General features: G+C 70.4%; 11 protein-coding genes. 10 read left to right on the forward strand and 1 reads right to left on the reverse strand.

What is annotated here, in order from left to right:
- The first annotated feature begins 90 nt into the window (after positions 1-90).
- The 10 genes from miaA (at position 91) to AB7F93_RS07970 (ending at position 9628) form a co-directional block, all read left to right on the forward strand.
- Positions 91-1017 (forward strand): tRNA (adenosine(37)-N6)-dimethylallyltransferase MiaA, encoded by a 927-nt coding sequence (miaA, locus tag AB7F93_RS07925; RefSeq protein ID WP_428302355.1) that lies wholly within the window; start codon positions 91-93, stop codon positions 1015-1017.
- Between the two features lie 127 nt (positions 1018-1144).
- On the forward strand, positions 1145-1399 hold the full coding sequence (gene hfq / locus AB7F93_RS07930) for an RNA chaperone Hfq (RefSeq protein ID WP_428302356.1): 255 nt from the start codon (positions 1145-1147) through the stop codon (positions 1397-1399).
- A gap of 82 nt (positions 1400-1481) precedes the next feature.
- A complete protein-coding gene (hflX, locus tag AB7F93_RS07935) occupies positions 1482-2735 on the forward strand; it encodes a ribosome rescue GTPase HflX (RefSeq protein ID WP_428302367.1) in 1254 nt (417 codons plus the stop codon).
- 39 nt (positions 2736-2774) lie between these two features.
- On the forward strand, positions 2775-3959 hold the full coding sequence (gene hflK / locus AB7F93_RS07940) for an FtsH protease activity modulator HflK (RefSeq protein WP_428302357.1): 1185 nt from the start codon (positions 2775-2777) through the stop codon (positions 3957-3959).
- Positions 3956-4825, forward strand: a complete 870-nt coding sequence (hflC, locus tag AB7F93_RS07945) for a protease modulator HflC (RefSeq protein WP_428302358.1) — start codon at positions 3956-3958, stop codon at positions 4823-4825. The genes hflK and hflC overlap by 4 nt, the downstream gene beginning before the upstream one ends.
- Positions 4826-4832: 7 nt before the next feature.
- The gene (locus AB7F93_RS07950) at positions 4833-5015 is read left to right on the forward strand and encodes a DUF2065 domain-containing protein (protein ID WP_428302359.1); all 183 of its coding nucleotides are present in this window, start codon (positions 4833-4835) and stop codon (positions 5013-5015) included.
- 5 nt (positions 5016-5020) lie between these two features.
- Complete coding sequence (locus AB7F93_RS07955) at positions 5021-6169, forward strand: ATP phosphoribosyltransferase regulatory subunit (RefSeq protein ID WP_428302360.1); 1149 nt, start codon at positions 5021-5023, stop codon at positions 6167-6169.
- A gap of 8 nt (positions 6170-6177) precedes the next feature.
- Positions 6178-7461, forward strand: coding sequence for an adenylosuccinate synthase (locus AB7F93_RS07960; RefSeq protein ID WP_428302361.1), 1284 nt, complete (start codon positions 6178-6180; stop codon positions 7459-7461).
- Positions 7462-7577: 116 nt separating this feature from the next.
- A complete protein-coding gene (locus AB7F93_RS07965) occupies positions 7578-9050 on the forward strand; it encodes an AlkA N-terminal domain-containing protein (RefSeq protein ID WP_428302362.1) in 1473 nt (490 codons plus the stop codon).
- Positions 9047-9628, forward strand: a complete 582-nt coding sequence (locus AB7F93_RS07970) for a methylated-DNA--[protein]-cysteine S-methyltransferase (RefSeq protein ID WP_428302363.1) — start codon at positions 9047-9049, stop codon at positions 9626-9628. Before AB7F93_RS07965 ends, AB7F93_RS07970 begins: the two co-directional genes overlap by 4 nt.
- Before the next feature lie 105 nt (positions 9629-9733).
- On the opposite strand, the gene AB7F93_RS07975 is transcribed toward AB7F93_RS07970, so the two are convergent.
- Positions 9734-9943 (reverse strand): hypothetical protein, encoded by a 210-nt coding sequence (locus tag AB7F93_RS07975; protein WP_428302364.1) that lies wholly within the window; start codon positions 9941-9943, stop codon positions 9734-9736.
- Between the last annotated feature and the right edge of the window lie 243 nt (positions 9944-10186).

Below are 10186 nucleotides of genomic sequence, written 5' to 3' on the forward strand. Positions count from 1 at the left end.
GCCGTGCAGTGTTGGCAATTGCCGCAAAAATCCAGCCAGGATTGCCGAGTCGCGCCGTACACTGCGCGCCCCGCCGCCCATCCGCCCGCCATGCCCGCCGTTTTCCTGCAGGGTCCGACCGCCGCCGGCAAGTCGGCGTTGGCGCTCGCCATCGCCGCACGCCTGCCGTGCGAGATCGTGAGCGTGGACTCGGGGCAGGTGTACCGCGGCATGGACATCGGCACCGCCAAGCCGACGCCGGCCGACCGCGCCGCCGTGCCGCACCATCTGATCGACATCCGCAATCCCGATGAGCCGTACTCGGCCGGGCAGTTCCGCGACGACGCGCGGCGCCTCGTCGCCGACATCGAAGCCCGCGGCCGCATCGCGCTGCTGGTCGGCGGCACGTTTCTGTACTTTCGGGCGCTCGAACGGGGCATCGCGGAACTGCCGACGGCCGACGCCACGACGCGAGAGGCGATCGAGGACGAAGCCGCCGCGCGCGGCTGGCCGGCGCTACACACGCAACTCGCCGGTTTCGATCCTGTCGTCGCGGCGCGCATCGCGCCGGCCGATCGACAGCGCATCAGCCGGGCGCTGGAGGTATACCGCTTGACGGGCCGGCCACTTGGCGCCTGGCAGGCCGAGGCAGACAGCGACGCGCACCCGCCGGCGCTGCGCCTGATCCTCGCTCCCGCCGAGCGGCAGACGCTGTACGTCGCGGTCGATGCACGCTTCACCGCCATGCTTCGGGCGGGTTTGCTGGATGAAGTCGCCGCGCTGCGGCAGGCCGGGTACGCGCGCGAGCTGCCGGCGCTGCGCGCGGTCGGCTACCGGCAGGCCTGCGCGCACCTGGCGGGCGAGATCGACTACCCGACGCTGGTCGACACCGGCCGCACGGCGAGCCGCCAGTACGCCAAGCGCCAGCTCACCTGGCTGCGCGGCGATGGACTCGGCGAGTGGCTCGATCCGGCAGACGCGAGGCTGCTTGAGCGCGTTCTTGCACTCATCGAAGCGGCGATGTCGGCGGGTGGTTGAACCGCCTCCATTGCGTCCGGTCGAAAGGAAGGGTCTGGGCCTTGAGTAAGCGGCCCTCGGCACCCATTTTGCTAAACTGAAAATGCCGGCCAAGCCGTCGCCGCCGGCACATCACGAGGACGACACAATGAAAAAATCCCAGGGCTTGCAGGATCCGTTCCTGAACCAGCTTCGCAAGGAGCACATTCCGGTTTCGATCTTCCTGGTCAACGGCATCAAGCTGCAGGGCCACGTCGAGGCATTCGACCAGTACGTGGTGGTGCTCAAGAACGCCGTCTCGCAGATGATCTACAAACACGCCATCTCGACCGTGGTGCCGGCCAAGCCGGTGCGCATACCGACCGTGGTGGAAGGCGAAGAAGCGGAGGCCGGCGATTCTTAAGCCGACCGAAGGATTCGATCTGGGGGCGGCGCCGGTCCCGAGCGCCGCCGCCCGCACCACTGCCGCGCCGCCGCAGCGCGCCATCGTGGTGGCGGTGGAGCTGCCGGGCGCGGATATCCCGCTGGAAGACGACCTCGCCGAGGCGCTGGAACTCACGCGCGCCACCGGCGGGCAGGTGGTCGGCACGCTCACCTGCCGTCGGGGGCAGGTTGACCCGGCGCTGTTCATCGGCAGCGGCAAGGCGGCGGAACTGGCGGAGCTGGTCGCCGCCACACAGGCCGATCTGGTCATCCTGAACCAGGCGCTGAGCCCCTCCCAGGAGCGCAACCTCGAACGCCTGCTGAAGTGCCAGGTGCTGGATCGCATCGGCCTGATTCTGGACATCTTCGCCCGCCGCGCCCGCTCCCACGAAGGCAAGCTGCAGGTGGAGCTGGCCCAGCTGCGACACCTGTCGACCCGTCTCGTGCGCGGCTGGACGCACCTCGAGCGCCAGAAGGGCGGCATTGGCCTGCGTGGCCCCGGCGAGAGCCAGCTCGAAACCGACCGCCGCCTGCTGCGCGTGCGGTTGCGCCAACTCGAAGCGCGTCTGGCGCGGGTGGTCGGCCAGCGCCAGAACAGCCGCCGCCAGCGCGAACGCAGCGACACACCCACCGTGGCGCTGGTCGGCTACACCAACAGCGGCAAGTCGACGCTGTTCAATGCGCTGACGGCGTCGGAGGTATTCGCCGCCGACCTGCTGTTCGCGACCCTCGACTCCACCCTGCGCCGGCTGGAACTGCCGGACTGCCCGTCGCTGGTGCTGGTGGACACGGTCGGCTTCGTGCGCCGCCTGCCACACGATCTGGTGGCGGCCTTCCGCTCCACGCTGGAGGAGGTGCGCAGCGCGAGCCTGCTGCTGCACGTGGTCGACAGTTCTCGTGACGATCAACGCCAGCTGATGCTGGAGCAGGTCAACACGGTGCTGCATGACATCGGCGCCGGCGACATTCCGCAGATCGAGGTCATGAACAAGATTGATCTTGCCGGCCGCGAACCCGCGCGCAGCCGCGGCGAGGCCGGCGGACCGGAGCGCGTGTGGCTGTCCGCACGCAGCGGTGCCGGGCTCCATCTGCTGCGCGCGGCCATCGGCGAGCGCTTCGCGGACGCGCTCACGCACCAGCACCTGCGCCTGCCGAGCTGCGACGGGCGCCTTCGCGCGCAGGTGTTCAGCCTGGGCCAGGTGCGGCACGAGCAGTTCGACGCCGACGGCGGCTGGCAGGTGGCGTTCGACATCCGCCGCCAGGACCTTGGCCGGCTCGCGCCGCTGCTGACCGCCGCGCGACCTGTGGAACAATAACCGCCCCATCACGCCGGCCCCCGGCACAAGGAGACATGAATGGCCTGGAACGAACCGGGCGGGTCCGGCAATCGCGACCCGTGGGGTCGGCGCGCCGACGCCGGTCCGCCGGACCTCGATGAGGTATTTCGCCGCCTGCGCAAGCGCTTTGGCGGCGGCGGCAATGACAACCGCGGCGGCGCCGCGGCCGGCCCACCGCCGGCGTTGTGGGCTGGCGTGCTGGCGCTGCTGGCGGCGCTGTGGCTGCTGTCCGGTTTCTACGTGGTGCGCGAGGGCGAGCGCGGCGTGGTGCTGCGTTTTGGCAAATTTGCCAGCACCACCACGCCCGGCCTGCGCTGGCATTTGCCGTACCCGGTCGAGCGCGTGCTGCAGGTCAACATCGGCGAGATTCGCACCGCCGAGATCGGCTACCGCGGCCAGATCGGTGCGCGCGGCGAGGCCGACGTGTCGCAGGAATCGCAGATGCTGACCGCCGACGAGAACATCGTCGACGTGAAGCTCGCCGTGCAGTACCGCGTCAAGGACGCCGCCGACTACGTGTTCAAGGTGCGCGATCCGGACCTGACCGTTGCCCAGGTGGCCGAGTCCGCCATCCGCGAGGTGGTCGGCAAGAGCCGCATGGAATTCATCCTCACCGAAGGCCGCGACGCGGTCGCCCAGCAGGTGGCGGTGTTGCTGCAGGAAACGCTCGACCGCTACGGCACCGGCATCGAGGTCACGTCGGTCAACATGCAGGACGCGCAGCCGCCGGAGCCGGTGCAGGCGGCGTTCTTCGACGCCGTCAAGGCGCGCGAGGACGAGCAGCGCCTCATCAACGAGGCGCAGGCTTACCGCAACGAGGTGATTCCGCGGGCCCGCGGCGAGGTGGCGCGCATTCTTGCCGACGCCGAGGCCTACCAGGGGCAGACCGTGGCCCGCGCCGAGGGTGACGGCGCCCGCTTCGAGCAGATCGCCACCCAGTACCGCGCCGCGCCGCAGGTGACGCGCCAGCGCCTGTACCTCGAAACCATGGAGCAGGTGCTCGGCCGCACGCCGAAGGTGCTGCTCGGCGGCGACGGCAACCCGGTCACGCTGCTGCCGCTCGACAAGCTGCTGGCGCCGTCGGTGACGGAGTCCGCACAGGCCGGCGCGCCGGCGGAGCCGGTGCCGCCGCCCATCAGCCTGCCGATACGGCCGTCGCGCGAGCGCAGCGACTACGTGCGCGGCCGGGAGCCCCGTTCATGAGCAATCGCCTGCCCATCATCGGCGCCATCGCGCTCATCGCGCTCGCGCTGATCAACGCCACCTTCTACACCGTCGACCAGCGCGAGCGGGTGCTGCTGTTCCGCCTGGGCGAGGTCATCGCCGCGGACCTGCCGCCGGGGCTCAAGGTGAAGGTGCCGTTCATCAACACCGTGCTCAAGTACGACGGACGCATCCAGACGCTCGACCGCGGCCCGGTGCGCTACCAGACCAGCGAACTGAAGAACGTGGTGGTCGATTCGTTCGTGAAGTGGCGCATCGCCGACACGCGGCGCTTTTTCGTCGCCGTCGGCGCCGGTGACGTCAACCCGCGCCTGGCGCAGATCGTGAACGACCTGGCCCGCAACGAGTTCGGCAAGCGCACCGTGCAGGCCGCCGTCAGCGGCGACCGGCACGAGATCATGGACATCCTGCGCCAGCGCGCCAGCGAGCGCGCGGCCGAGTTCGGCGTCGAGGTGATCGACGTGCGCATCAAGCGCGTGGACCTGCCGACCGAGGTCAGCAGCTCGGTGTTCAGCCGCATGGAGGCCGAGCGCAAGCGCGTGGCCGCCGAGTTGCGCGCCAAGGGCGCCGAGGAAGGCGAGCGCATCCGTGCCCAGACCGACAAGGAACGCACGCTGCTGCTGGCCAACGCCCAGCGCGACGCCCAGCGCCTGCGCGGCGAGGGCGACGCCACGGCCGCCGCCCGCTATGCCGCGGCCATCGGCGACGACGCGGAGTTCTTCGACTTCTACCGCAGCCTCGAAGCCTACCGGCACAGCGTCGGCAACAGCCGCGACGTGCTGGTGCTGGACCCGGACAGCAGGTTCTTCCGCTACTTCGACGGCGCCGCGGCGGGCGTGCGCTGAGCCCGCCGTGCAGGATCTCGCCGCCGCCTTCTGTCTGGTGCTGGTCATCGAGGGCGTGATGCCGTTCCTGAGTCCGGCCACACTGCGCCGCACGGCAGCCATCACCAGCCAGCTGCCGGACCGCGCGCTGCGAATCGCGGGATTGGTCAGCATGGTGATCGGCCTGCTGCTGCTGCAGCTGGTGCGCTGAGCGCCATGCGCTGGTTGTTGCCACCGGGCATCGAGGACCTGCTGCCGCCGCAGGCACAGGCGCTCGAAGCCGCCCGCCGTCGCCTGCTGGATCTCTTCGCCGCCTGGGGCTACCAGCTCGTCATGCCGCCGCTGGTCGAGTACGCCGACGCGCTGCTGACCGGCACCGGCGCCGATCTCGCCGAGCAGACGTTTCAGGTCACGGACCCGCTGTCCGGGCGACTGCTCGCCATCCGCGCCGACATCACCCCGCAGGTGGCGCGCATCGATGCGCGCAATGCGGACCCCGCGCCGGCGCGGCTGTGCTACCTCGGCTCCGTGCTCGCGGCGCAGGAGGGCGCGCCCGGCACCTGCCGCAACCCCATGCAGGTGGGCGCCGAGCTGTACGGCCACGGCGGACCGGAAAGCGACGTCGAGGTGCTCCGCCTGCTGCTGGCGACGCTGCGCGCGGCGGGTCACGAGCAGGTGCACGTGGACCTTGGCCACGTCGGCATCTTCCGGGGCCTGAGCCGCGCCGCCGGGCTCGATGCGGACGCCGAGCACACGCTGTTCGAGCTGCTGCAGCGCAAGGCGCGGGCGGACATCGCCGAGTTCGTCGCGACGCTCGGCCTCGACGAACGGGCGCGCGACTGGTTCGTGCAATTGCCGCAGTGCTTCGGGCCGATTGATCGTCTGCCAGAGCTGCGCCAGCGCCTGCACGATCTGCCGCCTACAGTGACCGCCGCCATCGACGAACTCGACACCATCGCGCGCGAGCTGCTGCGCTTCGTGCCGGACCTGCCGCTGTTCGTCGATCTTGCCGAACTGCGCGGTTACCACTACCACACGGGCCTCGTGTTCGCGGCGTATGGCGCGGGTTACGGGCAGGCCATGGCCTGGGGCGGGCGCTACGACGGTGTCGGCGGTGTGTTTGGCCGCGCCCGGCCGGCGACCGGCTTCAGCGCGGACTTGAAGCGCCTGCTCGGCACGCCGGCGCTGCCCGCGTTGCCGCTGCTCGCACCCTGGTCGAGCGATCCCGAACTCACCGCGCTCATCGAACGCCTGCGGGCCGACGGCCGCGCCGTGATCCACGAACTTCCCGGCAGCGACCCGGGCCCGGTCGGCGCGCGCATCGTGCACCGCGACGGCGCCTGGCGGCTGCAAGACGCAGGATGAACTGACAGATGGCGAAGAACGTCGTCGTGATCGGCACCCAGTGGGGTGACGAAGGCAAGGGCAAGATCGTCGACCTGCTCACCGAGCAGGCCGCCGCGGTGGTGCGCTTTCAGGGCGGGCACAACGCCGGGCACACGGTGGTGGTGGGCGGCGTCAAGACCGTGCTGCACCTGCTGCCGTCCGGCATCCTGCGCCCGGGCGTGCTGTGCCTGATCGGCAACGGCGTGGTGCTGGCGCCGGACGCGCTGCTGAAGGAAATCGCCGAGGTCGAGGCTGCCGGCGTCGACGTGCGCTCGCGCCTTCGCGTAAGCCCGGCCTGCCCGCTGATCCTGCCGTGCCATGCGGCGCTCGACCAGGCGCGTGAGTCCGCGCTCGGTGAGGGCAAGATCGGCACCACCGGGCGCGGCATCGGTCCCGCGTATGAAGACAAGGTCGCCCGCCGCGCGCTGCGCATGGGTGACCTGCTGGTGCCCACGCGCTGCGAGGCCAAGCTCGCCGAGCTGCTGGACCTGTACAACTTCCTGCTCACGCAGCGCTTCGGCCGCCCGGCGCTGGAACTCAAACCCATGCTCGACGCCGCGCTCGCCTGGGGCGAGGCGCTGCGCGAGCTGGTGGCCGACGTGCCGGGCGTGCTGCACGGCCTGATGGCCAACGACAAGCCGGTCATGTTCGAGGGCGCGCAAGGCACGCTGCTCGACGTCGACCACGGCACCTACCCGTTCGTCACCTCGTCCAACACCATAGCCGGCGCGGCGGCGGTCGGCGCCGGCGTCGGCCCGACCGGCATCAACTACGTGCTCGGCATCACCAAGGCGTACACCACGCGCGTCGGCTCCGGCCCGTTCCCGACCGAGCTGTTCGACGAGGTCGGCCGGCATCTGGCCGACGTCGGCGCCGAGCGCGGCGCCACCACCGGCCGGCCGCGCCGCTGCGGCTGGTTCGACGCCGTCGCCATGCGCCGCAGCGTGCAGCTGAACGGCGTCAGCGGCCTGTGCATCACCAAGCTCGACGTGATGGACGGCCTGGACACGGTCAAGATCTGCACCGACTACCGCGGTGCCGAGGGCTCGTTCGGCCTCTACGACGCGGACGCGCTCGCCGCCTGCGAGCCGGTGTACGAGGAACTGCCGGGCTGGCAGGGCGTCAGCACCGCCGCCACGTTCGATGACCTGCCGCCGAACGCCGTGCGCTACCTGCGCCGCCTGGAAGAACTGCTCGGCGTGCCGGTCGACATCGTGTCCACCGGCGCCGACCGTGCGCGGACCATCGTGCTGAGGCATCCGTTCGACTGATACCCGCAACGCCCGACTGATGGTGAAGATCGCCGCGGAAAACGCAATGCGGCGATAGGGAAGGGCATGTCCGAAAACGGCTAGCGCCGCGATCGCGCCGGCCTATGATGGCGGGCATGACACTCGATCCAGACGCCGCCTATCAGGCCCTCGCCGCGCGCGACGCACGCTTCGACGGCCGCCTGTTCGTTGGGGTCACCAGCACCGGCGTCTACTGCCGCCCCATCTGCCGCGTGCGTACGCCGCAGCAACGCCACTGCCGCTTCTTCGCGACGCCAGCGCAGGCCGAAGCCGAAGCATTTCGACCCTGCCTCAAGTGCCGCCCCGAGATCGCGCCGGGCGCCGGCCTGCCGTGGAGCGTGATGGATGCCTCACGGACGCTGGCCCACCAGGCGGCGCAGGCGCTGAACGAGCAGGTCGGCAGCGGCGAGGCCGCCGCGCTGGCGGCGCACGTTGGCGTCAGCGACCGGCACCTGCGCCGCATCTTTGTGGCCGAGCACGGCGTGACGCCGATGCAATACCTGCAAACGCGCCGCCTGCTGCTGGCCAAGCAGTTGCTGACCGACAGCGCGATGCCGGTAGCGCAGGTGGCGCTCGCCGCCGGTTTTCGCAGCCTGCGCCGCTTCAACGCGGCGTTCGTCGCGCGCTACCGCATGAGCCCGAGCCGCCTGCGCGGCGCCGCCGAACGCGAATCCCCGGCAAGCGATACGGCCGACGCGGTGACCATCACGCTCGCCTACCGCGCCCCCTTCGATCACGCCGCCTTGCTGCGCTTTTTCGCCCAGCGCGCCATTCCCGGCATCGAAACGGTCGGCCCGTTCGGCCTGCGGCGCACGCTGCGGGCGGGCGCCATCGCCCCCGAGGCCGGCTGGATCGAGGCGCGCTTCGAACCCGCGCGGGACCGCGTGCGGCTGCGCTTCGCGCCGACACTGGCGGGGGCGAGCGCCCGCGTGGTGGCCGCCGCGCGGCGCTGGCTCGACCTCGACGCCGCACCGACTCACATTGACGCCGTGCTCGCCGATCTGCCGGGCGCGCCGGGCATCCGCCTGCCGGGCAGCCTCGATGCCTTCGAAGTGGCCGTGCGCGCGGTGCTCGGCCAGCAGGTCACCGTCGCCGCGGCGCGGACGCTGGCGAGCCGGCTGGTAACGCGCTTTGGCGAACCCACGGCCACGCCCTGGGCCGAGCTCATGCATCAGTTTCCAGCGCCGGAGCGGCTCGGCACCGCCACCCTCGATGACGTGGCCAGCCTCGGTATCCCGAGCCAGCGCGCCGCGGCGCTGATCGCGCTGGCCAATGCCTGGCCAAAACTCGAACCGCAGATGACGCCACCCGCCGCGCCCGACGCCTTCATCGCCGCGCTGTGCGAGCTGCCCGGCATCGGGCCCTGGACGGCGCACTACATCGCCATGCGCGCGCTCGGCTGGCCGGATGCCTTTCCGCCCAGGGATGTCGCGGTGCTGAAGGCCATGCAGCGCCGCTTCGGCACTGCGAATCAACGCGGCGCCGACGCCCTTGCCGAAGCCTGGCGGCCGTGGCGCAGCTACGCCGTGCTGCGCCTGTGGAACAGTCTGGAGGAGACCGACCCATGAGCAACCTCGACACCCTCGCCACCGCCTGCACGGCGCAGGCGCTGATCGACTCGCCGCTCGGTCGCGTACGCCTTGCGCGCACCACCCGCGGCCTGGCCGGCCTGTGGTTCGAAGGCCAGCGGCACCATCCGGGCGAACTGCCCGCACCGCACCACCGCGACGACCCGCTGCTGCGCGAAGCCGCCCTGCAATTGCAGCGCTACTTCGCCGGCCCGCAGGCGCGCTTCGATCTGCCACTCGACCTGTTCGGCACACCCTTTCAGCGTGCCGTGTGGCAGGCGCTGCTGCGCATCCCGGCGGGCCGCACATCCAGCTACGGCGAACTCGCCCACGCCATCGGTAAACCTGCGGCCGCGCGCGCAGTAGGCGCCGCCGTGGGGCGCAATCCGGTGTCGGTGGTGGTGCCTTGCCACCGGGTGCTCGGCGCCGGCGGTGCGCTGACTGGCTATGCGGGTGGGTTGGAGCGCAAGCGGGCGTTGCTGGAGTTGGAGGAATGCTTGAAGACCCGCGAGCGGGTCGAAGCGGGCGTCGTCCTCTATTTCCCCCGTTTCACGGCACGAGCAAGAGGTTCCGTGTAGACGCTGACGCTGACTGGTGCTTGACATAACCGAGGTTGGCGCCAGCGAAGCCACTCCGCAGGGGTTGCAGATGCTCGTCGCATTGCTCTCGATGGACGGGTTAGGTTAGTTAGGCGACCAGCGTTGCAGCCGCGCGCGCACCTCTCCGTGCGGCAGTCGGCTACGCGGATGATTCGAAATTCGCGCCAAGCCTTCGTGCAGGAGATTGGTGCCGACTTTCCCTGAGACTTCCATCTGGTCGAGGATCCATAGCAAGCCATACACCGCGCATTGCCGTGATTGGGCCTCCGTGCGCAGCAGCTTGTCGCCGGTCACCAGCGCGTGATCCGGCCGACGAGCGCAACTCAGTGCGAAGCAATCGGGAAGCGACAAACCGGGCTGCTCCTTACGAAGCTGCTGGGCAAATGCCACCTCGTCAGGCGCCAGTGCTACCGACGTTACCCCCTGATTGAGTAGCGCGGAGGCTTAGAGTCCGACTGAGACCGAAGGAGGTCGGACGTGAAGAAGCGGTATAGCGAAGAGCAGATCATCGGGTTTCTGAAGGAAGCGGACAGCGGG

This window comes from Immundisolibacter sp. (assembly GCF_050250495.1).
Lineage (GTDB): Bacteria > Pseudomonadota > Gammaproteobacteria > Immundisolibacterales > Immundisolibacteraceae > Immundisolibacter.

What these genes read in the sequence shown, in the direction of transcription:
- miaA (WP_428302355.1), top strand. Translation starts at nt 91, where the DNA reads ATGCCCGCCGTTTTCCTGCAGGGTCCGACCGCCGCCGGCAAGTCGGCG.
- hfq (WP_428302356.1), top strand. Translation starts at nt 1,145, where the DNA reads ATGAAAAAATCCCAGGGCTTGCAGGATCCGTTCCTGAACCAGCTTCGC.
- hflK (WP_428302357.1), top strand. Translation starts at nt 2,775, where the DNA reads ATGGCCTGGAACGAACCGGGCGGGTCCGGCAATCGCGACCCGTGGGGT.
- hflC (WP_428302358.1), top strand. Translation starts at nt 3,956, where the DNA reads ATGAGCAATCGCCTGCCCATCATCGGCGCCATCGCGCTCATCGCGCTC.
- AB7F93_RS07955 (WP_428302360.1), top strand. Translation starts at nt 5,021, where the DNA reads ATGCGCTGGTTGTTGCCACCGGGCATCGAGGACCTGCTGCCGCCGCAG.
- AB7F93_RS07960 (WP_428302361.1), top strand. Translation starts at nt 6,178, where the DNA reads ATGGCGAAGAACGTCGTCGTGATCGGCACCCAGTGGGGTGACGAAGGC.
- AB7F93_RS07965 (WP_428302362.1), top strand. Translation starts at nt 7,578, where the DNA reads ATGACACTCGATCCAGACGCCGCCTATCAGGCCCTCGCCGCGCGCGAC.
- AB7F93_RS07970 (WP_428302363.1), top strand. Translation starts at nt 9,047, where the DNA reads ATGAGCAACCTCGACACCCTCGCCACCGCCTGCACGGCGCAGGCGCTG.